This window comes from Pseudomonas sp. UBA5706 (assembly GCF_002419965.1).
Lineage (GTDB): Bacteria > Pseudomonadota > Gammaproteobacteria > Pseudomonadales > Pseudomonadaceae > Aquipseudomonas.
The window spans coordinates 119,653-146,054 of record NZ_DIHC01000060.1 but is presented as its reverse complement, the minus strand read 5'-3'; the positions used below and the strand labels follow the sequence as shown (position 1 = coordinate 146,054).

Sequence of the window (26,402 nt, the reverse complement as noted above, 5' to 3'; positions counted from 1 at the left end):
AATGGAGTGGATGTCCTGGACATTACCGACCGCCATTTTCTTTGCGTCCATCGCCGCCATCCTGGTCGCGATGACCGTCTGGGAGCTGCGTTCGGCAAGCATCGAACGTCGTGGTTTCCTGCCGATTGCCACTACCCGCGGCGACCGGCTGTTCATCGGTCTTCTCGGCAGTGCCTATCTGCATCTGCTGGTGATAGGCGCGACCGACTGGAGCATTTGGGTCGCCTCCGGGCTTTCCCTGGTCTGGCTGTTGGTGGTGATGCGGTGGGGTTAAGCAGGGTGGCTAGGCGCTACGCCTGCGGAAAAATGCAAACGGGTGCAACGCGGTACTACATAAGAATCAAAACGGGAGGTGTCTATGTTCAATAAGAAAAACAAGCTGCGACATAGTGTGACGGTAGCGACCCTGGCAATGCTCAGCGGTTTGAGCGTTTCGGCGTGGGCGGATCAGTACGAGGACGCCGCGAAGAAATGGGCGGCCAGCGAATTCAAACCGACCACTCTGTCGGACGCTGATCAGCTCAAGGAGTTGGAATGGTTCATCAAGGCAGCTGAGCCGTTTCGCGGCATGGACATCAAGGTGGTTTCGGAAACCTTGACCACTCATGAATACGAATCCAAGACCTTGGCCAAGGCCTTTACCGAGATTACCGGCATCAAGGTGACGCACGACCTGCTGCAAGAAGGTGACGTTATCGAGAAATTGCAGACCGCCATGCAGTCCGGCGAGAGCATCTATGACGGTTGGGTTAACGACTCTGACCTGATCGGTACGCACTTGCGGTACGGCAAGGCGCTGTCGCTGACAGACTTGATGGCCAGCCCGGAAGGCGCGAAAGTCACGTCCCCCACGCTGGATCTGAAAGACTTCATCGGTACCTCGTTCACGACCTCGCCCGAAGTCAAGGACGCTTCCGGCAACGTCATCACGCCGGCCAAGCTGTATCAATTGCCAGACCAGCAGTTCGCCAACCTTTACTGGTTCCGCGCCGACTGGTTCGAGCGTCCTGACCTGAAAGAGAAGTTCAAGGCTAAGTACGGCTACGAGTTGGGCGTGCCGGTGAACTGGTCTGCATATGAAGACATCGCCAGGTTCTTTAGCGAGGACGTCAAGGAGATCGACGGCAAGAAAGTCTATGGCCACATGGACTACGGCAAGAAAGACCCCTCCCTGGGCTGGCGCTTCACCGACGCCTGGTTCTCTATGGCAGGCAGCGGCGACAAGGGTCTGCCAAACGGTCTACCGGTAGATGAATGGGGGATTCGAGTCGAGGACTGTCATCCAGTCGGTTCGAGCATTACCCGCGGTGGCGACACCAACGGCCCGGCGGCCGTTTACGCGACCCAGAAATATATCGACTGGCTCAAAGCCTACGCGCCGCCGGAAGCTGCGGGCATGACCTTTTCCGAGTCCGGCCCGGTTCCGTCTCAGGGCAACATCGCTCAGCAGATCTTCTGGTATACCGCTTTCACCGCCGACATGACCAAGCCGGGCCTGCCGGTGATGAACGCCGACGGCTCGACAAAGTGGCGCATGGCGCCGTCACCCAAAGGGCCATACTGGAAAGAGGGCATGAAGCTGGGCTATCAGGACGTGGGGTCGTGGACTTTCCTCAAGGCGTCGGACGAGAAAAGGCGCAACGCTGCCTGGCTTTATGCGCAATTCGTCACGTCCAAGTCGGTTTCCCTGAAGAAAACCATTGTCGGCCTGACGCCGATACGCGAGTCGGACATCAACTCCAAGGAGATGACCGCCCTGGCACCGAAACTCGGTGGTCTGGTGGAGTTCTATCGCAGTCCGGCACGCGTGCAATGGTCGCCAACCGGCACCAACGTTCCGGATTACCCGAAACTGGCACAGCTGTGGTGGAGTCATGTGGCTGAAGCAGTGACCGGCGAGAAGTCCGCGCAGGCGGCTCTGGATGGTCTGGCCAAGGATCAGGACGCGATCATGACTCGGATCGAACGTTCCAAAGTCCAGGAAGCCAGCGGTTGCGCACCGAGGATGAACCCGGAAACCTCGGCCGAGGAGTGGTACACCAAGGCGGAGAAGAGTAATGGAGCGTTTCTTGCGCCGCAGCGCAAACTGGCCAACGAGAAACCGAAGGGCGAAACCATCGCTTATTCCGACCTGCTGAAAAGCTGGGAAGCGGCCAAGAAGTAACGTGATCGATCCTTCGTGTCGGACGGCTTGCCGGCGGTGACGATTTTGAAATCGCCGCCGCCAGCAAGCCAGACTGCGACAGGCACTGCGCTGGATAAAAACCCGTTCCATGCAAAACGGCACCCTCGGGTGCCGTTTTGCATTCGTGCATTTGTCGATCAGCCGTGCAGCGTCTCTGCCGCGTATAACGTGTTTTCCAGCAGGCAGGCGCGGGTCATCGGGCCTACGCCACCCGGTACCGGCGTGATCCAGCCTGCGCGGGGCAGGGCGGTCTCGTAGACCACGTCGCCGACCAGCTTGCCATCCGCCTGGCGGTTGATGCCGACGTCAATGACGATCGCGCCTTCCTTGATCCATTCGCCCTTGACCAGTCCTGGCTTGCCTGCCGCCACGACCACCAGGTCAGCACGGCCGACATGGCCTGCCAGATCCTGCGTGAATCGGTGAGTCACGGTCACTGTGCAACCGGCCAGCAGCAGTTCCATGGCCATTGGGCGCCCGACGATATTGGACGCGCCTACCACCACAGCATCCTTGCCGTACAGATCGACCCCGGTGCTTTCCAGCAGGGTCATAATGCCCTTCGGTGTGCAGGGGCGCAGCAGCGGGATGCGCTGGGCCAGACGGCCGACGTTATAAGGGTGGAAGCCGTCGACATCCTTGTCCGGGCGAATTCGCTCCAGCAGGCTGGACGACTCCAGATGCTCCGGCAAAGGCAATTGCAGCAGGATGCCATCAATGGCCGGGTCGTCGTTGAGGCTGTCGATCAGATCGGTCAGTTGGGTCTGGGTAGTTTCGCTGGGCAGGTCGTATGCCCTGGAGACGAAGCCGACCTCTTCGCAGTCTTTGCGTTTGTGCGAGACGTAAACCTGAGAGGCGGGGTCGCTACCGACCAGAATCACCGCGAGGCCAGGCGTGCGCAGTCCTTGCTCGCGACGTTCAGCGACTCGTTGGGCGATCTGCTGGCGCAGTTTGGCTGCGATCGCTTTGCCGTCTATTAGTTTTGCAGTCATTACGCGTGATTAACCATCGGAAGGGAGGGAAAAAGAGCGCGCATTCTCGCATGACCTGACGCGAGGGCAAAGGCGGTTGGTCCCCTTAATAAGCTAACCCCTTTAATTGACTGAATTTTTTAGAAAAAAGTGTTGACGACCTTCAAGGCCGTCTATAAGATTCGTCGCACTTGTCGGGCACAACCCCAGACAAGATAAGCCGCAAGCGGGTTATCGAGTCGAAGGTTGATTAAGTCAGGTAGAGTTCAGATCGGCTCAGCGTGATTGAAAGCTCTTAATTTGTAGACGAAAGAATACAGATTAACCAAGCGCCCGTAGCTCAGCTGGATAGAGCATCCGCCTTCTAAGCGGATGGTCGCAGGTTCGAGTCCTGCCGGGTGCGCCATTACGGCAGCTTTGGCACAAGTAGCATTCAGTTTGGATGCGTCGGTTACAACGCAATATGGTGGGCGTAGCTCAGTTGGTAGAGCACGGGATTGTGACTCCCGTTGTCGAGGGTTCGATCCCCTTCGTCCACCCCATATTTGAAAAGGCGCCAGATTCATAACCTGGCGCCTTTGCTTTAAGCGCTACATGCGGACGTGGTGGAATTGGTAGACACACTGGATTTAGGTTCCAGCGCCGCGAGGCGTAAGAGTTCGAGTCTCTTCGTCCGCACCAACTACAAGCCTTGAGCAGTGCCATGCGCACTCGCAAGGATCGAAAAGCCGCCTAGTGCGGCTTTTTTTGTTTCAACGTATTGGTTTCACGCAGGTAGAGTTTCGTCAGGTTGTCGACGACGAGGCTTTCGGGGTGTTTCCAGGGATGGGATCGACATTCGGTCGCGCGTTGCTTCCTTTATATAGAAGCGCGCAAGGTGCGTTCCAGACCGCTTGTAACGGTTTGAGTCTTCCCCCTTTCTCCCCTGGCCACATTCCACTGTATTTACCCTTCTTCGGTAGGGTGACTTCTTGAGTTTGACCCACTAGAATGCTTGCCCTTGATTCTGGGGTCGGAAACGGCCGGCTAACGTCTGTGCAACGAGGAATATCCATGCAAGTTTCTGTTGAAAACACTTCCGCTCTCGAGCGCCGCATGACCATTGGCGTGCCAGCTGAGCGCATCGAGACCGAAGTCAACAAGCGTCTGCAGCAGACCGCACGTAAAGCCAAGATCCCGGGCTTCCGCCCTGGCAAAGTGCCTATGAGCGTGATCCGCCAGCGCTACGAAGATGGTGCTCGTCAGGAAGCATTGGGCGACCTGATCCAGGCGACCTTCTATGAAGCCGTTGTAGAACAAAAGCTGAATCCTGCTGGCGCACCTTCCGTCGAGCCAAAAACTTTCGAAAAAGGCAAGGATCTCGAGTACATCGCGACTTTCGAAGTGTTCCCCGAATTCTCCGTTGCCGGTTTCGAGTCCGTTTCCGTCGAGCGCCTGTCCGCTGACGTCGCTGATGCGGATCTGGATAACATGCTCGAAATCCTGCGCAAGCAGAACGTGCGTTTTGAAGTGGCTGAGCGTGCCGCTGCGAACGAAGATCAGCTGAACATCGACTTCGTCGGCAAGATCGACGGCGAAGAATTCGCTGGCGGTTCGGCTACCGGCACTCAGCTGGTGCTGGGCTCGGGCCGCATGATCCCTGGCTTCGAAGACGGCCTGGTTGGCGCCAAAGCCGGTGAAGAGCGCGTTCTGAACCTGACCTTTCCAGAGGACTATCAGAACCTGGAGCTGGCTGGCAAAACCGCCGAGTTTACCATTACCGTCAACACCGTGTCGGCCCCGACCCTGCCTGAGCTGAACGAAGCCTTCTTCACCCAGTTCGGTATCAAGGAAACCGGTATCGAAGGCTTCCGCACCGAGGTTCGCAAGAACATGGAGCGTGAGCTGCGTCAGGCCATCAAGTCCAAGGTCAAGAATCAGGTAATGGACGGTCTGCTGGCTGCCAACCCGATCGAAGTGCCAAAAGCACTGCTGGAAAACGAAGTGAACCGTCTGCGTGTTCAGGCTGTTCAACAGTTCGGTGGCAACATCAAGCCTGACCAACTGCCAGCCGAGCTGTTCGAAGAGCAGGCCAAGCGCCGCGTCGAGCTGGGCCTGATCGTTGCTGAAGTGGTCAAGCAGTTCGACCTCAAGCCTGACGAAGCCCGCGTTCGCGAGCTGATTCAGGAAATGGCTTCCGCCTATCAGGAGCCAGAGCAGGTCGTGACCTGGTACTACAAGAACGAACAGCAAATGAACGAAGTGCGTTCGGTTGTGCTTGAAGAACAAGTTGTGGATACTGTTTTGCAGAAAGCGAGCGTGACCGACAAAGCGGTCTCGTACGAAGAAGCGGTCAAGCCGGTAGAAGCTCCACAAGCCGACTGATTTCGTTCTCTCGTTCGAAAGCACCATGAGCCAGCCTTCGCGCTGGCTTATGCGTATTCAAGACATGACTATTTGGGAGTGAATGCGAGATATGTCCCGCAATTCTTATATTCAGCAGAACTCTGACATCCAGGCCGCTGGCGGTTTGGTCCCGATGGTTATCGAGCAGTCCGCCCGTGGCGAACGCGCCTATGACATCTATTCCCGCCTGCTCAAGGAACGCGTCATTTTCCTGGTCGGTCCGGTCGAAGACTACATGGCCAACCTGATCTCGGCGCAGTTGCTCTTCCTTGAAGCGGAAAACCCGGACAAGGACATCCATCTCTACATCAACTCTCCAGGCGGTTCGGTGACCGCTGGCATGGCGATCTACGACACGATGCAGTTCGTCAAGCCAGACGTTTCGACCACTGTAATGGGTCAGGCGTGCAGCATGGGCGCATTCCTGCTGGCGGGCGGTGCCAAGGGTAAGCGTTTCGCCCTGCCAAATTCCCGCGTCATGATTCACCAGCCACTGGGCGGTTTTCAGGGGCAGGCGTCGGACATCGACATTCATGCCAAGGAAATCCTGTACATTCGCCAGCGTCTGAACGAGTTGCTGGCGCACCATACCGGTCAGTCCCTGGAAGCCATCGAGCGAGACACCAACCGCGATAACTTCATGAGCGCCGAACGCGCTGCAGAATACGGTCTGGTGGATGCGGTGCTCGACAAACGTCAAATGATCAAATGATTGCGTGACAGGCAGTAATCCCAGGTGGTGTTGACTTCCGTGCCACCTGGGGACTTGAAAAAGCCCGCAACTGCCTTCATCTTGTGTTGCAAGCCTACCGGATTGGATCGATCGAATGACTGACACCCGCAACGGCGAGGACAACGGCAAACTGCTTTATTGCTCCTTCTGCGGCAAAAGCCAGCATGAAGTACGCAAGTTGATTGCCGGCCCCTCGGTATTTATCTGTGACGAGTGCGTCGACCTGTGCAACGACATCATCCGCGAGGAGGTGCAGGAAGCACAGGCCGAAAGCAGCGCGCATAAACTGCCATCGCCAAAAGAAATCAGCGGCATCCTTGACCAGTACGTCATCGGTCAGGAGCGTGCTAAAAAGGTTCTCGCAGTAGCGGTGTACAACCACTACAAGCGACTGAATCAGCGTGACAAGAAAAACGACGACGTTGAGCTGGGCAAAAGCAACATCCTGCTGATCGGCCCTACGGGCTCCGGCAAGACCCTGCTCGCGGAAACGCTGGCACGCTTGCTCAATGTACCGTTCACCATTGCCGACGCCACCACCCTGACTGAAGCCGGTTATGTGGGTGAGGACGTTGAAAACATCATCCAGAAGCTGTTGCAGAAATGCGATTACGATGTTGAGAAGGCCCAGATGGGCATTGTTTACATCGACGAAATCGACAAGATTTCGCGCAAATCCGACAACCCTTCGATTACTCGAGACGTTTCTGGCGAGGGTGTTCAACAAGCCCTGCTGAAATTGATCGAGGGCACCGTGGCGTCCGTTCCGCCGCAGGGTGGTCGCAAGCATCCCCAGCAGGAATTCCTGCAGGTGGACACGCGCAACATCCTGTTTATCTGCGGTGGTGCGTTCTCTGGTCTTGAAAAGGTCATCCAGAATCGCTCGACCAAAGGCGGCATCGGCTTCAACGCCGAAGTTCGCAGCAAGGAAGAGGGTAAGAAGGTTGGCGAATCCCTGCGTGAAGTCGAGCCTGACGATCTGGTCAAGTTTGGTCTGATCCCGGAATTCGTAGGCCGTCTGCCAGTATTGGCGACCCTTGACGAGCTGGATGAAGCTGCGTTGATGCAGATTCTGACCGAGCCGAAGAATGCGTTGACCAAGCAATATGCCAAGCTGTTTGAGATGGAAGGTGTGGATCTTGAATTCCGCACTGACGCGCTCAAGTCAGTTGCCCGTCGAGCGCTCGAACGCAAAACCGGTGCTCGTGGTTTACGCTCTATCCTTGAAGGCGTCCTGCTCGACACCATGTATGAAATCCCGTCGCAAACCGACGTGAGCAAAGTGGTGATCGACGAGAGCGTTATCGAAGGGACATCCAAGCCGTTGTTGATTTACGAAAACAGCGAGCCGCCCGCCAAGGCAGCTCCGGACGCATAAGCCTTACGGCTTTGCACCGGGCGACTGGAAAACGAAAGGGGCCCTCGGGCCCTTTTTGCATTTCAAAGCGCTTTGGCATTAACTCGAAGCGACGCTTGTTTTTTTAGGTAGCTACCCCCATCTTGATTTTCAGCTCATTTTTATTTGTCCATGGCCCTAAGGCCGCTGTAGAGGCGAAATCATGAAGACGACCATTGAATTGCCTCTTTTGCCATTGCGTGATGTCGTAGTGTATCCGCACATGGTTATCCCACTGTTCGTGGGGCGCGAGAAGTCGATTGAAGCCCTTGAGGCTGCGATGACCGGTGACAAGCAGATCCTGCTGCTCGCGCAAAGAAATCCTGCAGACGATGATCCGGGTGAAGACGCGCTTTATAGCGTAGGTACGATTGCCACTGTGTTGCAGCTGCTTAAACTTCCAGACGGTACGGTCAAGGTCTTGGTGGAAGGTGAGCAGCGCGGTTCTGTGGAGCGCTTCATTGAGGTGGACGGCCACTGCCGGGCCGAGGTGGCATTGATCGATGAAGTCGATGCGCCTGATCGTGAATCCGAAGTGTTCGTGCGCAGTCTGCTGGCGCAATTCGAGCAATACGTCCAGCTGGGCAAAAAAGTCCCGGCCGAAGTGCTGTCTTCGCTCAACAGCATCGATGAGCCGGGGCGTCTGGTTGACACCATGGCCGCGCACATGGCGCTCAAGATCGAACAGAAGCAGGAAATTCTCGAAATCATCGATCTGGGCGCTCGCGTTGAGCATGTGCTGGCGCTGCTGGATGCTGAAATCGATCTGCTGCAGGTCGAGAAGCGAATTCGCGGGCGCGTCAAGAAGCAGATGGAGCGCAGTCAGCGCGAGTACTACCTGAACGAGCAAATGAAAGCCATTCAGAAAGAGCTCGGCGACGGTGATGAGGGGCACAACGAGATCGAGGAGCTGAAAAAGCGCATTGATGCTGCCGGTCTGCCCAAAGATGCGATGACCAAAGCCACTGCCGAGCTTAACAAGCTCAAGCAGATGTCGCCTATGTCCGCTGAAGCCACGGTAGTGCGCTCTTACATCGACTGGCTCGTTCAGGTGCCGTGGAAGGCTCAGAGCAAGGTGCGTCTGGACCTGGCACGTGCCGAGGACATTCTCGATGCCGATCACTACGGCCTGGAAGAAGTCAAAGAGCGGATTCTCGAATACCTCGCCGTGCAAAAACGTGTGAAAAAGATTCGTGGGCCGGTGTTGTGCTTGGTAGGCCCTCCCGGCGTGGGTAAAACTTCGTTGGCCGAGTCCATCGCCAATGCCACCAACCGCAAGTTCGTGCGCATGGCCCTTGGTGGTGTGCGCGATGAAGCCGAGATTCGTGGTCATCGTCGCACCTACATCGGCTCGATGCCGGGTCGTCTCATCCAGAAGATGACCAAGGTAGGCGTGCGCAACCCACTGTTCCTGCTCGATGAAATCGACAAAATGGGCAGTGACATGCGGGGTGATCCGGCGTCGGCGTTGCTGGAGGTGCTCGACCCTGAACAGAATCACAACTTCAACGATCATTATCTGGAAGTCGACTACGACCTCTCCGATGTGATGTTCCTCTGCACTGCCAACTCGATGAACATTCCGGCGGCCCTGTTGGACCGCATGGAAGTGATTCGTCTGCCGGGTTACACCGAAGACGAGAAGATCAACATCGCTACCAAATACCTTTCGCCCAAGCAGATTGCGGCCAACGGGCTGAAAAAAGGTGAAATCGAGTTCGAACAAGAAGCCATACGCGACATTATCCGGTACTACACCCGTGAAGCTGGCGTTCGGAGTCTGGAGCGTCAAATAGCGAAGGTCTGTCGTAAGGCCGTCAAAGAACATGCAGCGCAGAAGCGCTTTGCCGTGGTGGTCACCGCTGGCATGCTGGAAAACTTCCTGGGCGTGCGCAAATTCCGCTACGGCCTGGCCGAGCAGCAGGATCAGATTGGTCAGGTAACCGGACTTGCATGGACGCAGGTGGGAGGCGAACTGCTGACCATCGAAGCGGCTGTGGTCCCCGGTAAAGGACAGCTGATCAAGACCGGTTCGTTGGGTGATGTGATGGGCGAATCGATCACTGCCGCGCTCACCGTGGTTCGTAGCCGCGCCAAGAGCCTGGGCATCCCTCTGGACTTCCATGAGAAGCGCGACACCCATATCCATATGCCGGAAGGGGCGACGCCGAAAGACGGCCCCAGCGCGGGCGTAGGCATGTGTACGGCGCTGGTTTCGGCTCTGACCCAGATTCCGGTGCGCGCTGACGTCGCAATGACGGGTGAAATCACCCTTCGTGGCCAGGTGCTGGCGATCGGCGGCTTGAAGGAAAAATTGCTGGCCGCACACCGTGGTGGTATTAAAACGGTGATCATTCCTGAAGAGAATGTACGTGACTTGAAGGAAATCCCTGACAACATCAAGCAGGATCTGCAGATCAAACCTGTTAAATGGATTGACGAAGTCCTGCAAATTGCGCTGCAATACGCGCCGGAGCCCTTGCCGGATGTGGCTCCCGAGATGGTTGCAAAGGATGAAAAACGCGAGTCTGACTCTAAGGAAAGAATTAGCACGCATTAGTCTGGGGGGCCTTCCTTGACAGCTTTTTAGAGCCCTTGTTATAAAGCGGCTCTTTCCAGTGTCAGAAGGCCATTCAGCGTTTGTTCGGCTTTACCAAAAAACTTAGAAAATATACTCAATATAGATAGATATAAGGGGACTTAGAGTGAACAAGTCGGAACTGATTGATGCTATCGCCGCATCCGCTGATATCCCGAAAGCTGCTGCTGGCCGTGCGCTGGACGCAGTAATCGAATCCGTCACTGGCGCTCTGAAGGCTGGCGACTCTGTGGTACTGGTTGGCTTCGGCACCTTCTCCGTGACCGATCGTCCTGCTCGTATCGGCCGCAACCCTCAGACCGGTAAAACACTGGAAATCGCAGCTGCAAAAAAACCAGGCTTCAAAGCCGGTAAGGCGCTGAAAGAAGCGGTCAACTAAGTTTCTTTATTGATGTTTTGCCTTGGGCATTTTTACTTCTGTCCCGGGTGTAAAGCGGCAAGTGCGGTGGGCAAGCGCTGGCCTGTCACCTCGGGGGACGCATGTCCGAACCCGGTCCGCTTTGAACGTTACGAGAAGGCGCATCCTCGGATGCGCCTTTCTTCTATCCGGATTTCATCCACGCTCCGCTCCGTGTGTCGCAGCTTTGTGAGTTGAGTAAAACCCTTTGGGGGACGCATGCTGCAGAATATCAGGGACAATTCACAAGGCTGGATTGCCAAAACCATCATTGGTGTCATCATGGCGCTGATGGCGCTGACCGGCTTTGATGCCATTTTCAGGGCCACCAGCCATAGCCAGGATGCTGCCAAGGTCAACGGCGATGAGATTACTCAGGCCGAACTGGGGCAGGCCGTTGAGATGCAGCGCCGCCAGCTTGTGCAACAGCTGGGCAAAGATTTCGACCCGGCGATGCTCAACGAAAAGATGCTGCGTGATTCGGCTCTTAAGGGTCTGATCGATCGCAAGCTGCTGCTGCAAGGTGCGGCGGACGCCAAATTCGGTTTCTCCGAGGCAGCGCTTGATCAGCAAATCCTCCTGACGCCTGAGTTTCAAGTGGACGGCAAATTCAATGCCGACCGTTTTGACCAGGTTGTTCGCCAGCTCGGCTACAGCCGTCTTCAGTTCCGTCAGATCCTTGGTCAGGAAATGCTGATCGGCCAGATCCGTGCGGGTATCGGCGGCAGTGCGTTTGTTACCGACGCGCAGGTCGATGCGTTTGCCCGTCTGGAAAAACAGACTCGGGATTTCGCAACGTTGACCCTGCCGGCCGATCCGTCCAACGTGAAAGTGACCGACGACGAAGTCAAGGCGCACTATGATCAGCACGCCAAGGAGTTCCTCAGTCCTGAGCAGGTTGTGCTGGATTACATCGAACTGAAGAAATCCTCGTTCTTCGACAAAGTGTCGGTCAAGGACGAAGACCTGCAGGTGGCGTACCATCAAGAAATCGCCAACCTGGCCGAGCAGCGTCGCGCTGCGCACATCCTGATCGAAGTCAACGATAAGACCACCGATGCCCAGGCCAAGGCGAAGATCGAAGAGATCCAGCAACGTGTCGCCAAAGGTGAAGACTTCGCAGCACTGGCCAAGGAACTGTCGCAGGACCCAGGTTCCGCGAGCAAGGGCGGGGATCTGGGCTACGCAGGCAAGGGTGTTTACGATCCGGCCTTTGAAGACGCGCTCTATGCGTTGAACACGGATCAGGTATCGGCACCGGTTCGCAGTCAGTTCGGTTGGCACTTGATCAAGCTGCTTGGCGTCGAGGCGCCGTCGGTTCCGACTTTCGCCAGTCTGAAGGAAAAGCTGACCCACGAGCTGAAATCAGCGCAAGTTGAACAGAAATACGTCGATGCCAGCAAAAAGCTGGAGGACGCAGCCTTTGAGGCTTCCGATCTGTCACAGCCTGCGCAGGATTTGGGTCTGAAAGTTCAGACCACCGCGCCGTTCGGTCGCGAAGGCGGCGAAGGCATCGCGGCCAATCGTGCCGTGATCCAGGCTGCGTTCAGTCCTGAGGTGATGGAAGAGGGCTCCAACAGTTCGGCGCTGGAGCTTGATCCTGAGACTTTAGTGGTGGTGCACGTGAAAGAACACCGCCAGCCCGAGCAATTGCCTCTGGAAGCCGTTTCCGATGCGATTCGGGCGCAACTGGTCAAGGAACGCGCCAGTGATGCCGTGAAAGGCAAGGGTGAGGCGTTGTTGGCCGGCTTGCGCGATGGCAAGGTGCCTTATACTGCCACCAAGCAGGATGGGCAGAACTGGAAGGTGGTGGAAGCGGCGTCTCGTGGTCAGGAGGGTGTAGACCCTCAAGTACTGCAGGCGTTGTTCCGTATGCCGAAGCCTGAGGGTAAGGACAAGCCGGTATATTCGAGCCTGACGGCGGCAGATGGCAGCTTCGTGGTGGTGCGCCTAAATGGCGTGAATCAGGCAGCACCGGCGACGGATGCGGAGAAGACGCAGTATCGTCGTTTCCTGGCATCGCGTGAGGGGCGTCAGGACTTTGAGTCGTATCAGGCGCAGCTTCAGGCTGAGGCCAAGATCGAGAAGTATTGATCCTGGCAAAATGCTGAAAATCAAAAGCCCCGGCTCGTGAGAGTCGGGGCTTTTGTTTTTTGGGGGCTGGCACAGGCAGCCGGTGGCGGAGGCTACTGGCGGTGACGACAGTGCGGGCCCTGATCGGAGGAGCACGGAGCGCCAGCCAACCTATCTGTAACTGGCCCACCGCGTTCGCGATCGTCGTAACCTGCGACTTCTCCCACAAGATTGCGCGGTGCACCGGTATTCTGCCCATGCACATCCTGCGCATTCCCACGCTGCGTGGGAGTGCACCTATACACCCAAAACCAGCGCAAAAAAAACGGCAGGTCATTCAGCACCTGGCTGCCCGACCCACCGCATTCGCCAGCAAGCCGGCTCCTACAGGCATTGCACGCAGGTTTACCGAATCAACCCTCCAGATCACCCATCGCTGTGGTGTTGAAGCCACCGTCGACATACATGATCTCACCACTCACGCCCGAAGCCAGGTCGGAACACAGAAAGGCTCCAGCGTTGCCGACTTCTTCGATGGTCACATTGCGACGCAGTGGGGTCTGGGCTTCGTTGGCAGCCAGCATCTTGCGGAAGTTCGAGATACCGGAGGCGGCCAGGGTGCGAATCGGACCCGCCGACACCGCGTTGACGCGGGTGCCATCCGGGCCAAGGCTGCGGGCCAGATAACGCACACCGGCTTCAAGACTCGCCTTGGCCATGCCCATTACGTTGTAGTTGGGCATGGTACGTTCGGCACCCAGGTACGACAGGGTTAGCAGGCTGCCATTGCGGCCCTTCATCAATTCGCGACCGGCCTTGGCCAGAGCCACGAAGCTGTAGGCGCTGATGTCGTGAGCGATGCGGAAACCTTCACGGGTGGTGGCTTGGGTGAAGTCGCCATCCAGTTGGTCGCCCGGAGCGAAGCCTACGGAGTGCACGATGCAGTCCAGGCCATCCCACTTCTGGCTCAGTTGTTCGAATACCTTGGCGATTTCTTCGTCGCTGGCGACGTCGCAAGGGAAGCACAGATCAGCGCTCGAACCCCAGCCGGCAGCGAATTCTTCGACGCGACCCTTGAGTTTTTCGTTCTGGTAGGTGAAGGCAAGCTCAGCGCCCTCGCGGTGCATGGCGGCAGCGATACCGGATGCGATGGACAATTTACTGGCGACACCGACGATCAGGACGCGCTTACCGGCGAGAAAACCCATGGTTTGTTCCTCTTCAGGTTAATCGACAGCGGCTGGTGCCAGAAAAGCGGCCTCCAGCAGCTGCTGTGTATAGGGATGTTGCGGCGCGGCGAAGATGTCTTCTGCCACACCCTGTTCGACCACTTGGCCTTGCTTGACCACCATCAGTTGGTGGCTAAGCGCTTTGACTACCGCCAGGTCATGGCTGATAAACAAATACGTCAGGTTGTACTTGGTTTGCAGGGAGCGCAAAAGCTCCACCACTTGACGCTGAACGGTCCGGTCGAGTGCCGAAGTGGGCTCGTCCAGTAAAATCAGCGCCGGTTTTAACACTAATGCCCGTGCGATGGCGATCCTTTGCCGCTGTCCGCCGGAAAACTCATGGGGGTAGCGGTGCCGGGTTTCCGGGTCCAGGCCGACCTCCTTGAGTGCTTCGATCACCGCCGCTTCCTGTTCGACGGCTGTTCCGATCTTATGAATCCGTAAACCTTCGCCCACGATATCGCACACCGACATACGTGGGCTCAGGCTGCCGAACGGATCCTGAAACACCACCTGCATCTGGCGCCTCAAAGGCCGCACCTGATCCTCCTTCAGCGCAGCCAGCGAATGGCCCTGAAAGCGTATCTGGCCTTCGCTGCGAATCAACCTGAGAATCGCCAGGCCCAGCGTGGACTTGCCAGAACCGCTTTCGCCGACGATCCCCAGCGTCTGTCCCTTGGGCAGACTGAAGTGGATGCCATCCACAGCCTTGACGTGATCGACGGTACGCTTGAACACGCCTTTCCTGATCGGAAACCAGACCCGCAGGTTTTCGACTTCCAGCATTGGCGCGCCCGGAGCATTGCTCGCCGGACCGCCTTTTGGCTCGGCACTGAGCAGTTCGATAGTGTACGGATGCTGCGGCGCACGGAACAGTTGTTCGCACGATGCCTGTTCGACGATGCAACCGCGCTGCATGACACATACTCGGTTGGCAATTTGTCGAACCACGTTCAAGTCGTGACTGATCAACAGCAGGGCCATGCCCAGACGGGCCTGCAACTCTTTGAGCAGTTCGAGGATTTTCAACTGCACCGTGACGTCCAGCGCGGTGGTCGGCTCGTCGGCGATCAGCAGTTCCGGCTCGTTGGCAAGGGCCATGGCGATCATCACGCGTTGGCGCTGACCGCCCGAGAGTTCATGAGGCAGGGCTTTAAGTCGCTTGAGCGGCTCGGGGATGCCCACCAACTCAAGCAGTTCCAGGGTGCGCCGTGTGGCAGCCTTGCCGGTCAGACCCTTATGCAAGCCAAGCACCTCGTTGATTTGTTTCTCGATCGACTGCAGTGGGTTAAGGGATGTCATCGGCTCCTGAAAGATCATCGCGATGCGGTTGCCCCGAATCGCGCGCATGCGCTTTTCACTCACGGTCAGCAGTTCGCTGCCTGCGTACTTGATGGTGCCGGTGGGATGTCGGGCGAGGGGGTAGGGCAGCAGCCGCAGGATCGAGTGGGCGGTGACTGACTTGCCCGATCCGCTTTCGCCGACCAGCGCCAGGGTTTCGCCCTTGCGGATGTCGAAGCTGATGCCTTCCACCACGCGTTGGATGTGCTGCCCGTTAACGAACTCGACCGACAGGTTGCGGATTTCGATCAGATTGTCCTGATTCATCTCATTTCCTCGGGTCGAATGCGTCACGGGCGGATTCGCCGATGAACACCAGCAGGCTCAACATGAGCGCCAGCACCGCAAAGGCACTGATGCCCAGCCACGGCGCCTGCAGGTTGGATTTGCCCTGTGCGACCAGTTCACCCAGCGACGGGGAGCCTGCGGGCAGGCCGAAGCCCAGGAAGTCCAGCGCGGTCAGGGTGCCGATCGCGCCGGTGAGGATGAACGGCATGAAGGTCATGGTTGAGACCATCGCGTTGGGCAGAATATGACGAAACATGATCGCGCCGTTCTGCATCCCCAGCGCGCGCGCGGCGCGCACATATTCCAGGTTGCGCCCGCGCAGGAACTCGGCGCGCACGACATCCACCAGGCTCATCCATGAAAACAGCAACATGATCCCTAGCAGCCACCAGAAGTTGGGCTGCACGAAGCTGGCGAGAATGATCAACAGGTACAGCACTGGCAGACCGGACCAGATTTCCAGAAAGCGCTGACCCACCAGATCCACCCAGCCACCATAGAACCCCTGCAAGGCTCCGGCGATCACGCCAATGATCGAACTGAGCACGGTCAGGGTCAGGGCGAACAACACCGAGACACGGAAGCCGTAGATCACACGGGCCAGCACATCGCGGCCCTGATCATCGGTGCCCAACAGGTTTTCCCGGGAAGGCGGCGCGGGAGCCGGGACTTTCAGGTCGTAATTGATGCTCTGGTAACTGAACGGGATCGGCGCCCATAGCGTCCAGCCGTCTTTTGCCGCGAGCAATTCCTTGATGTAGGGGCTCTTGTAGTTGGCTTCTAGCGGGAATTCGCCACCAAAGGTGGTTTCCGGGTAACGCTGGAACACCGGGAAATACCAGTGGCCGTCATAGCGCACGGCCAGAGGCTTGTCATTGGCGATCAGCTCGGCACCAAGGCTTGCGCCGAACAGGATCAGGAATAGCCACAAGGACCACCAGCCACGCTTGTTGGCCTTGAAACGTTCGAAACGGCGTCGATTGAGAGGGGACAACGTCATATCAATGATCCCTGCGGTCGAAGTCGATACGTGGGTCAACCAGCGTGTAGGTCAGGTCGCCGATCAGTTTCACCACCAGCCCCAGCAGGGTGAAGATGAACAGGGTGCCAAACACCACCGGGTAGTCGCGGTTGATCGCGGCTTCAAAACTCATCAGGCCGAGGCCATCAAGGGAAAAGATCACCTCTACCAGCAGGGAACCGGTGAAGAAAATGCCAATGAACGCCGATGGGAAACCGGCGATCACCAGCAGCATTGCGTTGCGAAATACGTGACCGTAGAGCACCCGGTGCTGGGTCAGGCCCTTGGCTTTGGCCGTGATCACATACTGTTTGCCGATTTCATCGAGGAAGCTGTTTTTGGTCAGCAGGGTCATGGTGGCGAAGTTGCCAATCACCAGCGCCGTGATCGGCAGGACCAGATGCCAGAAGTAGTCCCCCACCTTGCCCAGCCAGCTCAACTCGTCGAAGTTACCGGAGGTCAGGCCGCGCAGCGGGAACCAGTCGAAATAACTGCCACCGGCGAACACCACGATCAGCAGGATAGCGAACAGGAACGCAGGGATGGCGTAGCCGACGATGATCGCCGAGCTGGTCCAGACGTCGAACTGGCTGCCGTGGCGCGTGGCTTTGGCGATCCCCAGCGGGATCGACACCAGGTACATGATCAGCGTGCTCCATAACCCCAGCGAGATCGACACCGGCATCTTCTCGACGATCAGGTCGATGACCTTGGCATCGCGAAAGAAGCTGTCGCCGAAGTCCAGCCGCGCGTAGTTCTTGATCATGATCCACAAGCGTTCCGGCGCTGACTTGTCGAAACCGTACAGGTGCTCGATTTCCTTGATCAGTGCCGGGTCCAGGCCTTGGGCGCCACGGTAGGTCGAGCCGGCCACCGAGACCTCGGCACCGCCGCCAGCAATGCGGCTGGTGGCGCCTTCGAAACCTTCGAGCTTGGCGATCATTTGTTCGACCGGACCGCCTGGCGCGGCCTGGATGATCACGAAGTTGATCAGCAGGATACCGAACAGGGTCGGCACGATCAGCAGCAGGCGCCGCAGAATGTACGCCAGCATGTTAATGCTCCGTGTCCGTGGAAGGTGCCGACTCAGGTTCGGCAAGGTCTGGCGCGTTTTGCACCGGGACTGCCGGCGTGGCGTCGGGCTTGACCCACCAGGTCATGGTGCCGATGTCATACAGCGGCGACTTCTGCGGGTGGCCCAGATGGTCCCAATAGGCCATGCGCCAGGTTTTGATGTGCCAGTTGGGGATCACGTAATAGCCCCAGAGCAGGGCGCGATCGAGGGCCCGGGTGTGGTCGACCAGGCTTTGGCGCGAGTCGGCGTTGATCAGACCGCTGACCAGCGTATCGATAGCCGGGTCCTTGAGGCCGATCACGTTGTAGCTGCCGGGTTTGTCGGCGGCTGCGGAGGTCCAGTACTCGCGCTGCTCGTTACCCGGTGAACTGGACTGGGGAAAGCTGCCGACGATCATGTCGTAGTCCCGCGAGCGGCGGCGAGTGATGTACTGCGACACATCGACCCGGCGAATCTCCAGGTTGATGCCGATATCGGCCAGGTTGCGTTTGAACGGCAGCAGTACGCGCTCGAATTCGGTCTGGGCCAGCAGGAACTCGATGTTGACCGGCTTGCCTTCAGTGTCAACCATCCTGTCGCCGACGATTTTCCAGCCTGCGTCCTTGAGCAAGGCAAAAGCCTTGCGCTGTTGTTCGCGGATGATCCCGCTGCCGTCGGTGACCGGCAGTTTGAAAGCCTGGTCGAATACCGCATCCGGCAACTTGCCGCGCAGCGGTTCGAGGATCTTCAGCTCAGCATCGGAGGGCAGGCCCTGGGCTCCCATATCCGAGTTATCGAAATAGCTCTTGGTGCGGGTGTACATGCCGAAGAACAACTGCTTGTTGGTCCATTCGAAATCCAGCAGCAAGGTCAGGGCCTCACGCACGCGCACGTCCTGGAACATCGGCTTGCGCAGGTTAAAGATGAACCCCTGCATGCCTTGTGGATTGCCGTTGGGGATTTCCTCCTTGATCAATCTGCCCTCCCGCACCGCCGGAACATCGTAAGCGGTGGCCCAGTTCTTTGCGGCCATCTCCTGCCAGTAGTCGAAGGCACCGGCTTTCAAGGCTTCCAGAGCCACGGTGTTGTCGCGGTAGTAATCGGTTGAAAGCTTGTCGAAGTTGTAGAAACCCTTGTTGACCGGCAGGTCCTTGCCCCAGTAATCCTTGACACGCTCGTAACGCACCGACCGTCCCGGCTTGACCTCGACCACTTTGTAAGGCCCGCTGCCCAAGGGAATTTCCAGACTGCCCTTGTTGAAATCACGGGTCGCCCACCAGTGTTTCGGCAAAACCGGCAACTGGCCGATGATCAGCGGCAACTCGCGATTGTTGGTGTGCTTGAAGGTGAACAGCACGGTCAACGGATTTTCCGCCACCGCGTGATCGACGTCGGCGTAGTAACTGCGGCACAGCGGCGAGCCGTCCTTGATCAGCGTTTCGAAGCTGAAGACCACGTCGTCAGCGCGTACCGGATGGCCGTCGTTAAACCTGGCCTCGGGGCGCAGGTAGAAACGGACCCAGCTGTTATCCGGGGCTTTTTCGATCTTGTTGGCGATCAGGCCGTATTCGGTGAACGGCTCATCCAGCCCCTGGCGCATCAGCGTGTCGTAGATCAGACCGATGTCATCGGCGGGCACGCCTTTGCTGATGAACGGGTTAAGGCTGTCGAAGCCCCCGAAACCAGCACTGCGCAGGATGCCGCCTTTGGGGGCGTCGGGATTCACATAATCGAAATGCTTGAAGTCGGCCGGATATTTTGGCGCTTCGTTGTACAGGGTGATGGCGTGTTGCGGGGCGGCCTGGGATGAGCAAGTCATCCCCAGCAAGAGCGGGGCCAGCATGAACGGGCTCAGAAACAGGCCGCCAGCCCGCGTCAGCAAGCGCAAGGCATTCATTGGGTCTTCTCCAAAGGTTTGAGCCACCACGCGCGCAAGCCCAAGGTGTAGGGCGGGGTGGTGACGAAGGCGAACCGATTGCGGTAGGCCAGGCGGTGAGTGTTGAGGTACCAGTTGGGGATCATGTAATGCTGCCAGAGCAGAACGCGGTCCAGTGCCCTGGTCGCCGCGACCTGCTCATCCCGGGTTTTTGCCGCCAGCAATTGGTTCAAAAGGTGATCCACCACCGGGTTGGCAACACCCGCGTAATTCTTGCTGCCCTTGATATTCGCCTGACTGGAATGGAAATACTGCCATTGCTCAAGGCCGGGGCTTAAGGTCTGGTTCAGGGTCATGAGGATCATGTCGAAATCGAATTGGTCCAGCCGCTGTTTGTATTGGGCGCGATCCACGGTGCGCAGGCGAGCGTCGACGCCGATTCGCGTGAGGTCTTCGATATACGGCTGCAGGATTCGTTCGAGGCTGGGGTTGACCAGAAGTATTTCGAACCGCAACGGTTGCCCGGCGCTGTTGGCAAGACCGCGATCGGTGAATTTCCAGCCCGCTTCGGCGAGCAGTCCCAAAGCCTTGCGAAGGGTATCGCGAGGGACGCCACCGCCATCGGTTTTCGACACGGCAAATGGCTGAGTGAACAACTGCAGGGGCAACTGGTCCCGATAGGGCCAGAGAAACAGAAACTCGCGACCGGCGGGAACGTCAGCCGCGGAAAATTCACTGTTTGGATAATAACTGACCGAACGTTTGTAGGCGTTGTTGAACAGCGTGCGGTTGGTCCATTCGAAGTTGAACATCAGGCCCAAGGCCTCGCGTACCTTGATGTCAGCGAAGGTATCGCGGCGGGTGTTCATAAACAGGCCCTGAGTCTGGGTAGGGATCTGATGCGGGATTTGCGCTTTGATCACCTGGCCGTCGTTCACCGCAGGGTAGTCGTAGCCGGTAGACCAGTTCTTGGCCTGGTGCTCGATGTAGATATCGAACTCACCCGCCTTGAAGGCTTCGAAGGCGACGTCGGCATCGCGATAGAACTCGACTTCCACGCGGTTGAAGTTGTATTTGCCGCGATTGACCGGCAGGTCCTTGCCCCAGTAATCCTTGACCCGCTCGAACACCAGCCCGCGGCCGGGGCGTACTTGCGTGATGCGGTAGGGTCCGCTGCCCAGGGGAGGCACGAACGTGGTGGTGGTGAAGTTGCGGTTTTTCCAGTAATGCTGCGCCAGCACTGGCAGTTCGCCGAGGCGCAGGATCAGTAATGGATTGCCGGACCGCTTGAACACGAAACGAATGCGATGGCGGTTGAGGATGTCGACTCGCTGCACTTCCTGCAGGGCAGTGCGGTATTGCGGGTGGCCGTCCTTGAGCAGTGTCCGATAGGAGAACGCCACGTCATAGGCGGTAATCGGCTTGCCATCGTGGAAGCGCGCCTCAGGGCGCAGGTTAAACACCACCCAGCTGCGGTCTTCGCTGTATTCGACGGTCCTGGCGATCAGGCCGTAACTGGAGGTGGGTTCATCGCCAGACGGATCGTATTGCCCTGTGCCGACCATCAGCGGTTCGTTCAGCTCGCTGACGCCGTACTGGCCAAAATTGGCGGTCGAGGTCGGGCTGCTGCCCTTGAAGGTGTAGGGGTTGAGCGTGTCAAATGTACCGTTGGCCATGATTCGCAAGGTGCCAGCTTTCGGCGCCTCGGGATTGACCCAGTCGAAATGCGTAAAGCTGGCCGGATACTTGAGGACACCGAACTGTGCGTAACCATGGCTTTCACTGATGGTCGCGGCGGATGTCGTGCTCAAGACCAGGCTGAAAACCATCAGCGAGAGGCGTATCAAATCGGCGTTCGATCCAGGCAGCGGTCGGTCACAGTAACAGCTTGTATGGGCTGGAAAAAGAGCGGTTGCGGATGCTCAACCTGTAGGCGCGCGCTTGGTCACGAACGCGGTATGTATGTGAAGCTTCAGTTGCCTCATGCACCGCGATTCCGGACAAGCGCGCTCCTGCAGGGGGGCCGGTTTCAGATCGGTCAACAGGAGCGCGCTGTCTGGTCGCGCGCCGATCAATGCGGCAGATAAACCGTCAGCGTCTGCCCAGGCTTGAGGGCCTGGCCGCTGCGCGGGTTCCAACGCTTGAGATGCTGCATTTCGACGTTGAACCGTTTGGCGACCAGGTACATCGAGTCGCCTTTCTGAATCTTGTATTGCATGGCCTTCCTGTCGGCGTCCTGACCCTTGCTGCCAGTATCAGCCTTGGCAACGGCACGGGCGCTGGTTTTGGCGGCAGGCTTGCTGTTGTCCTGCATCACCAGCGTCTGACCGACCTTAAGGTTGTAGCCGGACAGTCTGTTCCAGTGTTGCAGGTCTTTGACGTCCACCTTGTTGATGCGGGCGATCTGACCCAGGTTTTCACCTTTCTTCACTTTATAAGTGCGGGTGCGCGCCGGCTTCACATCCACTTCGGCCACTTCTTCAAACACCGGCATGGTCATCTTCATGCCCGGCTGGACGGGAATGGTCAATGCCTGGCCGCGCTTGAGGTGGTTGCCGGACAGCTTGTTCAGGTCCTTCAGCGTGACGGTCGACACCTTGTAGCGGCTGGCGATACTGGCCAGGCTGTCACCGGGACGCACGCGATATTGCTGCCAGTCGACCAACTCTTCAGGCTTCATGTTCGACAAGCTGGCGGTCAGCAGTTGCGATTTGGAAGTCGGCACCAGGAGATGCTGGGGGCCATCGATGGTCAGGCGTTTCTTGAACGCCGGGTTGAGTTGCATCAGCTCGTCTTCATCGATGTTGGCCATCTGCGCGACCTTGGACAGGTCCATGCGCTGGTTCAGCTCGACGACTTCGAAGTAGGGCTTGTTGTCAATCGGACTCAGGTTGACGCCGTAGGCTTGCGGAGCCAGTACCACCTGCGACAGGGCCAGCAATTTTGGCACGTAGTCGCGGGTTTCCTGCGGCAGTGGCAGGTTCCAGTAGTCGGTCGGCAGGTTGAGTTTTTCGTTGCGTTCGATGGCGCGGCTGACTGTGCCTTCACCGGCGTTATAGGCTGCCAGGGCCAGCAGCCAGTCGCCGTTGAACATGTCATGCAGTTTGGTCAGGTAATCCAGCGCTGCGGTGGTGGACGCCGTGATGTCACGACGGCCATCGTAGAAATTGGTCTGACGCAGGTTGAAATAACGCCCTGTAGACGGAATGAACTGCCAGATACCAGCGGCATCGCTGCGGGAAAGCGCCATTGGGTTGTAGGCACTTTCGATCACCGGCAACAGCGCCAGCTCCAGCGGCATGTTGCGTTCTTCCAGGCGCTCGACGATGTAGTGCATGTAGAGGCTGCCACGCTCACCCGCCGTTTCGAGGAACGACGGGTTGTTGGCGTACCACAGGCGCTGTTGGTCGATGCGCGGGTTGAGATCGTTACCGTCCTGTAACTGGAAGCCCTGACGCATACGCTCCCAGACGTCATGGGGCGGGGCCAGCGGAGCAGGCTTGCGAGCGACGAACACCGGTTTGGGCTTGGCGACCGCCGGGGTATGGGAGGCGTTTGTCGAGTTGGCCGGCTCCAGGCTGCTGGTGGTCTGGCAGCCCGCCAATGTAGCGCTTGCGACCACCGCGATTGCCTGGGCTAACCGAGTCAATGCGTCGGAATTAAGGGTTCTGCGTATAGATGACGACATTGGCTGGGAGATAGTTCCAGTCGAAAATGTCGGGCGATTCTAGAAAGCGTCTTAACAACGGTCAACCTTTCAGAATTTTTGTACCGATCCGGCGCCCGATTAGAACTTATCTTTCCATGCGCGCAGGGCGGCAAAAACCGCCACAGGCGAGGCATTGTTCGTGCCTGTCCGTTCGTCTGCTTTTTGTTTGACCGATGCTTGATCGGCCCTGAGGAAAGGGTTGGTCTTGCGTTCCAGCGCAAGGGTTGAGGGCAGGCTGATGCGGTTTTCCTCGCGCCAGCGGATCACTTGCTCGAAGCGGCCGGTCACATCGGGGTTGCCGGGTTCGACGGCCAGCGCAAAGCGCAGATTGCTCAGGGTGTACTCGTGAGCGCAGTAGACCTGCGTGTTATCGGGCAACGTCGCCAAGCGATTCAGAGAACGGTGCATTTGCTGGGGAGTGCCTTCGAACAACCGACCGCAGCCTGCCGCAAACAGGGTGTCGCCGCAAAACAGCAGCGGCTGCTGCCGGTCCTCATGGTAGAACGCGATGTGGCCAAGGGTGTGGCCCGGGACCGCATGGACGGCGAACCTCAGGCCGAGTACGGTGAGCTCGTCATTGTCCTCCAGCGCGACGTCGCGAGCCGGAATGTTTTCGTTCGCCGGGCCGTAGACCCTGGCGCCGCTGGCGGCCTTGAGTTGCACAACGCCGCCGGTGTGATCGGCGTGATGGTGGGTGATCAGGATGTCACTCAGCTGCCAGTCGGGATTATCCGCAAGCCAGGCCAGCACTGGCGCAGCGTCACCCGGGTCAACCACGGCACAGCGCTTGCTGGCATTGTCTTGTAACAACCAGATGTAGTTGTCGGTGAAAGCGGGCAGGGCGTCGATCTGTATCATGGCGCGATTCACTTGGCTGGAAACAAAGCGCAATCTTAGAGTCTGAACAGGCTCTGCGCGAGCACCGCTCGCGCTGGGCATCTCATGGAGACCGGAAATGACCGATGAAGCGTTCGCCCAGGCCGACCCCCAATGGCTTGAGTTGATCAGCTCTGCCCGTGAGTGGTTGTCGGGGCCCGTGGGGCAGTTGCTGCTCGAAGAAGAGCGACGGGTGCTTGAAGAGGAGCTGGAGCGCTTCTTCGGCGGCTATCTGGTGCATTACGGTCCATCGGCGCAGAAGCCGCCCGACGCCAAGCAGGTGCAGCGTAATGTGCGCCTCGGTGCGCCGCTGCCGGGGGTCGAGATCGTTTGCGAAGAGCAGGCCTGGCCGCTGAGTGAGCACGCCGCCGATGTCGTGGTAATGCAGCACGGCCTGGATTTCTGCCTGTCGCCCCACGGTCTATTGCGCGAAGCGGCCAGCAGCGTGCGTCCAGGGGGGCATCTGGTAATTATCGGCATCAATCCCTGGAGCGCTTGGGGTATCCGCCATCTCTTTGCCAATGACGCGTTGCGCCGGGCGCGTTGCATCTCGCCTTCGCGAGTCGGCGATTGGCTCAACCTGCTGGGCTTTGCGCTGGAGAAACGCCGGTTCGGGTGCTATCGTCCGCCGCTCGCTTCGCCTGCCTGGCAGAGTCGGCTGTCTGGCCTTGAGCGTCTGGGTGGCGGTTGGCAAAGCCCCGGTGGCGGCTTCTATCTGTTGGTCGCGCGCAAACTGGTGGTGGGTTTGCGCCCGGTGCGCATGCCGCGACGCGAACCCATGGGCAAACTCCTGCCGCTGCCAATGGCCAAGGTCAATCGACGGACCCCCGAGCCCTGAACACTCGCGGTGGATCCTGTCTCTCAAATTCTGGAAAAGTCGTAATGAGCGATACCGTAGAACTCTTCTCCGATGGCGCCTGCAAGGGCAATCCCGGCCCGGGTGGCTGGGGCGCGTTGCTGGTGTGCAAAGGGGTGGAAAAGGAACTCTGGGGCGGTGAAGCCAACACCACCAATAACCGCATGGAGCTGCTCGGAGCGATTCGCGGCCTGGAAGAACTTAAACGGCCTTGCGAGGTGACTCTGGTGACTGACTCGCAATACGTGATGAAGGGCATCACCGAGTGGATGGTCAATTGGAAAAAACGCGGCTGGAAGACAGCGGCGAAAGAACCGGTCAAGAATGCCGACCTGTGGATGCAACTGGACCAACAGGTCAACCGCCACAACGTCACCTGGAAATGGGTACGCGGGCATATCGGGCACCATGGCAACGAACGCGCCGACCAATTGGCCAATCGCGGGGTGGATGAGGTGCGCGGGATCAAGCACAGGTGACGGGCCTGCGCGATTCCCTGGCAGCGCACCCCTTGCGGTGCTGGTGAGGCCGTCGCCGCTGGCAAGCCGGCTGCGCCAGGAATGACATCATCCGGCGGGGCATGCGCACATCGCGAAAACTCCCGTGTTAATATCCGCGCCTGAATCCGAGGCGCCAGGCAATGACCGCACAAAACATCATCACTGAACGAAGAGTCGTACTCGACACCGAAACCACCGGTATGCCCGTCACCGACGGACACCGGGTGATCGAGATCGGGTGTGTCGAGGTGATCGGTCGGCGGCTGACCGGCAGGCATTTCCACGTGTATTTGCAGCCGGACCGTGAAAGCGACGAGGGTGCGATCGGCGTGCACGGCATCACCGACCAGTTCCTGATCGGCAAGCCACGCTTCGCCGAAGTCGCCGATGAGTTCTACGAATTCATCAAGGGTGCGCAGCTGATCATCCACAACGCGCCCTTCGACGTTGGCTTCCTCAACAACGAATTCGCCTTGATCGGCCAGCACGACCGCGCCGACCTCACGACCTACTGCTCGATACTCGACACCCTGGCCATGGCCCGTGAGCGTCATCCGGGGCAGCGCAACAGCCTCGACGCACTGTGCAAGCGCTATGACGTCGACAACTCGGGTCGCGAGCTGCATGGCGCATTGCTCGACTCCGAGATTCTGGCGGACGTTTACCTGGCGATGACCGGTGGGCAGACCACGCTGTCGCTGGCCGGTAACAACGATGGCGAAGGCGGCGCGGATCGCCCGACCGAGATTCGTCGCATCGCCAATCGATCCCTGGGCCGGATTATCGTCGCCAGCGAAGCCGAATTGGCCGAGCACGAGGCACGTCTGGCAGTGATCGCCAAATCCGCAGGTGCCCCGGCTCTCTGGACACAATTGTTGGAAGCGCAAGCCCAACAAGCCTGATCAACCGGGGG

20 protein-coding genes and 3 tRNA genes are annotated in these 26,402 nt (G+C 58.3%); 14 read left to right on the top strand and 9 right to left on the bottom strand.

Annotated elements, in window-relative coordinates:
- The first annotated feature begins 1 nt into the window (after position 1).
- Both B3I26_RS27420 and B3I26_RS27415 read left to right on the top strand, forming a co-directional pair.
- Positions 2-274 carry a DUF2160 domain-containing protein gene (locus B3I26_RS27420; protein ID WP_296262550.1) on the top strand — a complete coding sequence of 91 codons (273 nt, stop codon included), beginning with the start codon at positions 2-4 and terminating at the stop codon, positions 272-274.
- An 84-nt stretch (positions 275-358) separates the two neighbouring features.
- A complete protein-coding gene (locus B3I26_RS27415) occupies positions 359-2,164 on the top strand; it encodes an ABC transporter substrate-binding protein (RefSeq protein ID WP_296262549.1) in 1,806 nt (601 codons plus the stop codon).
- 158 nt (positions 2,165-2,322) lie between these two features.
- On the opposite strand, the gene folD is transcribed toward B3I26_RS27415, so the two are convergent.
- Positions 2,323-3,177: a bifunctional methylenetetrahydrofolate dehydrogenase/methenyltetrahydrofolate cyclohydrolase FolD gene (gene folD, locus B3I26_RS27410; protein WP_296262548.1), complete on the bottom strand. Its 855-nt coding sequence runs from the start codon at positions 3,175-3,177 to the stop codon at positions 2,323-2,325.
- A gap of 308 nt (positions 3,178-3,485) precedes the next feature.
- Here folD and B3I26_RS27405 point away from each other — a divergent pair.
- The 9 genes from B3I26_RS27405 (at position 3,486) to B3I26_RS27365 (ending at position 12,760) form a co-directional block, all read left to right on the top strand.
- A tRNA-Arg gene (locus B3I26_RS27405) sits at positions 3,486-3,562 on the top strand.
- Between the two features lie 60 nt (positions 3,563-3,622).
- A tRNA-His gene (locus B3I26_RS27400) sits at positions 3,623-3,698 on the top strand.
- 54 nt (positions 3,699-3,752) lie between these two features.
- Positions 3,753-3,837: transfer RNA gene (locus B3I26_RS27395), tRNA-Leu, on the top strand.
- Positions 3,838-4,209: 372 nt separating this feature from the next.
- Entirely contained in the window at positions 4,210-5,520 is a 1,311-nt protein-coding gene (gene tig, locus B3I26_RS27390; protein WP_296262547.1) for a trigger factor, read from the top strand.
- Positions 5,521-5,611: 91 nt separating this feature from the next.
- Positions 5,612-6,253 (top strand): ATP-dependent Clp endopeptidase proteolytic subunit ClpP, encoded by a 642-nt coding sequence (gene clpP / locus B3I26_RS27385; protein ID WP_296262546.1) that lies wholly within the window; start codon positions 5,612-5,614, stop codon positions 6,251-6,253.
- A gap of 115 nt (positions 6,254-6,368) precedes the next feature.
- Positions 6,369-7,652, top strand: coding sequence for an ATP-dependent Clp protease ATP-binding subunit ClpX (gene clpX, locus B3I26_RS27380; RefSeq protein WP_081568662.1), 1,284 nt, complete (start codon positions 6,369-6,371; stop codon positions 7,650-7,652).
- A 181-nt stretch (positions 7,653-7,833) separates the two neighbouring features.
- A complete protein-coding gene (gene lon, locus B3I26_RS27375; protein WP_296262545.1) occupies positions 7,834-10,230 on the top strand; it encodes an endopeptidase La in 2,397 nt (798 codons plus the stop codon).
- Between the two features lie 145 nt (positions 10,231-10,375).
- Entirely contained in the window at positions 10,376-10,648 is a 273-nt protein-coding gene (locus B3I26_RS27370) for an HU family DNA-binding protein (RefSeq protein WP_002552737.1), read from the top strand.
- A gap of 237 nt (positions 10,649-10,885) precedes the next feature.
- A complete protein-coding gene (locus B3I26_RS27365; RefSeq protein WP_296262504.1) occupies positions 10,886-12,760 on the top strand; it encodes a SurA N-terminal domain-containing protein in 1,875 nt (624 codons plus the stop codon).
- Positions 12,761-13,152: 392 nt separating this feature from the next.
- On the opposite strand, the gene fabI is transcribed toward B3I26_RS27365, so the two are convergent.
- The 8 genes from fabI to gloB all read right to left on the bottom strand — a co-directional run bounded on the left by fabI (position 13,153) and on the right by gloB (position 24,115).
- The gene (gene fabI, locus B3I26_RS27360; protein WP_296262503.1) at positions 13,153-13,947 is read right to left on the bottom strand and encodes an enoyl-ACP reductase FabI; all 795 of its coding nucleotides are present in this window, start codon (positions 13,945-13,947) and stop codon (positions 13,153-13,155) included.
- Positions 13,948-13,965: 18 nt separating this feature from the next.
- Positions 13,966-15,576: an ABC transporter ATP-binding protein gene (locus tag B3I26_RS27355; protein ID WP_296262502.1), complete on the bottom strand. Its 1,611-nt coding sequence runs from the start codon at positions 15,574-15,576 to the stop codon at positions 13,966-13,968.
- Between the two features lies 1 nt (position 15,577).
- A complete protein-coding gene (locus B3I26_RS27350; protein WP_296262501.1) occupies positions 15,578-16,597 on the bottom strand; it encodes an ABC transporter permease in 1,020 nt (339 codons plus the stop codon).
- A gap of 1 nt (position 16,598) precedes the next feature.
- Positions 16,599-17,672 carry a microcin C ABC transporter permease YejB gene (locus B3I26_RS27345; protein ID WP_296262499.1) on the bottom strand — a complete coding sequence of 358 codons (1,074 nt, stop codon included), beginning with the start codon at positions 17,670-17,672 and terminating at the stop codon, positions 16,599-16,601.
- A 1-nt stretch (position 17,673) separates the two neighbouring features.
- Entirely contained in the window at positions 17,674-19,569 is a 1,896-nt protein-coding gene (locus B3I26_RS27340) for an extracellular solute-binding protein (RefSeq protein WP_296262497.1), read from the bottom strand.
- The gene (locus tag B3I26_RS27335) at positions 19,566-21,377 is read right to left on the bottom strand and encodes an extracellular solute-binding protein (RefSeq protein WP_409521993.1); all 1,812 of its coding nucleotides are present in this window, start codon (positions 21,375-21,377) and stop codon (positions 19,566-19,568) included. The genes B3I26_RS27340 and B3I26_RS27335 overlap by 4 nt, the downstream gene beginning before the upstream one ends.
- A gap of 242 nt (positions 21,378-21,619) precedes the next feature.
- Entirely contained in the window at positions 21,620-23,236 is a 1,617-nt protein-coding gene (locus tag B3I26_RS27330; protein ID WP_296262492.1) for a LysM peptidoglycan-binding domain-containing protein, read from the bottom strand.
- 99 nt (positions 23,237-23,335) lie between these two features.
- Entirely contained in the window at positions 23,336-24,115 is a 780-nt protein-coding gene (gene gloB / locus B3I26_RS27325; RefSeq protein ID WP_296262490.1) for a hydroxyacylglutathione hydrolase, read from the bottom strand.
- A 97-nt stretch (positions 24,116-24,212) separates the two neighbouring features.
- Between gloB and B3I26_RS27320 the strand changes: the two genes are divergently transcribed.
- From B3I26_RS27320 to dnaQ, 3 genes are all read left to right on the top strand, one after another.
- Entirely contained in the window at positions 24,213-24,971 is a 759-nt protein-coding gene (locus B3I26_RS27320) for a class I SAM-dependent methyltransferase (RefSeq protein WP_296262488.1), read from the top strand.
- 44 nt (positions 24,972-25,015) lie between these two features.
- Complete coding sequence (rnhA, locus tag B3I26_RS27315) at positions 25,016-25,468, top strand: ribonuclease HI (RefSeq protein ID WP_296262486.1); 453 nt, start codon at positions 25,016-25,018, stop codon at positions 25,466-25,468.
- A 179-nt stretch (positions 25,469-25,647) separates the two neighbouring features.
- Positions 25,648-26,391 carry a DNA polymerase III subunit epsilon gene (gene dnaQ / locus B3I26_RS27310; RefSeq protein WP_296262630.1) on the top strand — a complete coding sequence of 248 codons (744 nt, stop codon included), beginning with the start codon at positions 25,648-25,650 and terminating at the stop codon, positions 26,389-26,391.
- Positions 26,392-26,402 lie beyond the last annotated feature (11 nt).

What these genes read in the sequence shown, in the direction of transcription:
- B3I26_RS27320 (WP_296262488.1), top strand. Translation starts at nt 24,213, where the DNA reads ATGACCGATGAAGCGTTCGCCCAGGCCGACCCCCAATGGCTTGAGTTG.
- clpX (WP_081568662.1), top strand. Translation starts at nt 6,369, where the DNA reads ATGACTGACACCCGCAACGGCGAGGACAACGGCAAACTGCTTTATTGC.
- lon (WP_296262545.1), top strand. Translation starts at nt 7,834, where the DNA reads ATGAAGACGACCATTGAATTGCCTCTTTTGCCATTGCGTGATGTCGTA.
- B3I26_RS27340 (WP_296262497.1), bottom strand. Translation starts at nt 19,569, where the DNA reads ATGAATGCCTTGCGCTTGCTGACGCGGGCTGGCGGCCTGTTTCTGAGC.
- tig (WP_296262547.1), top strand. Translation starts at nt 4,210, where the DNA reads ATGCAAGTTTCTGTTGAAAACACTTCCGCTCTCGAGCGCCGCATGACC.
- B3I26_RS27335 (WP_409521993.1), bottom strand. Translation starts at nt 21,377, where the DNA reads ATGGTTTTCAGCCTGGTCTTGAGCACGACATCCGCCGCGACCATCAGT.
- folD (WP_296262548.1), bottom strand. Translation starts at nt 3,177, where the DNA reads ATGACTGCAAAACTAATAGACGGCAAAGCGATCGCAGCCAAACTGCGC.
- B3I26_RS27365 (WP_296262504.1), top strand. Translation starts at nt 10,886, where the DNA reads ATGCTGCAGAATATCAGGGACAATTCACAAGGCTGGATTGCCAAAACC.
- B3I26_RS27330 (WP_296262492.1), bottom strand. Translation starts at nt 23,236, where the DNA reads ATGTCGTCATCTATACGCAGAACCCTTAATTCCGACGCATTGACTCGG.
- clpP (WP_296262546.1), top strand. Translation starts at nt 5,612, where the DNA reads ATGTCCCGCAATTCTTATATTCAGCAGAACTCTGACATCCAGGCCGCT.
- B3I26_RS27350 (WP_296262501.1), bottom strand. Translation starts at nt 16,597, where the DNA reads ATGACGTTGTCCCCTCTCAATCGACGCCGTTTCGAACGTTTCAAGGCC.
- B3I26_RS27420 (WP_296262550.1), top strand. Translation starts at nt 2, where the DNA reads ATGGAGTGGATGTCCTGGACATTACCGACCGCCATTTTCTTTGCGTCC.
- B3I26_RS27345 (WP_296262499.1), bottom strand. Translation starts at nt 17,672, where the DNA reads ATGCTGGCGTACATTCTGCGGCGCCTGCTGCTGATCGTGCCGACCCTG.
- B3I26_RS27355 (WP_296262502.1), bottom strand. Translation starts at nt 15,576, where the DNA reads ATGAATCAGGACAATCTGATCGAAATCCGCAACCTGTCGGTCGAGTTC.
- fabI (WP_296262503.1), bottom strand. Translation starts at nt 13,947, where the DNA reads ATGGGTTTTCTCGCCGGTAAGCGCGTCCTGATCGTCGGTGTCGCCAGT.
- gloB (WP_296262490.1), bottom strand. Translation starts at nt 24,115, where the DNA reads ATGATACAGATCGACGCCCTGCCCGCTTTCACCGACAACTACATCTGG.
- B3I26_RS27415 (WP_296262549.1), top strand. Translation starts at nt 359, where the DNA reads ATGTTCAATAAGAAAAACAAGCTGCGACATAGTGTGACGGTAGCGACC.
- rnhA (WP_296262486.1), top strand. Translation starts at nt 25,016, where the DNA reads ATGAGCGATACCGTAGAACTCTTCTCCGATGGCGCCTGCAAGGGCAAT.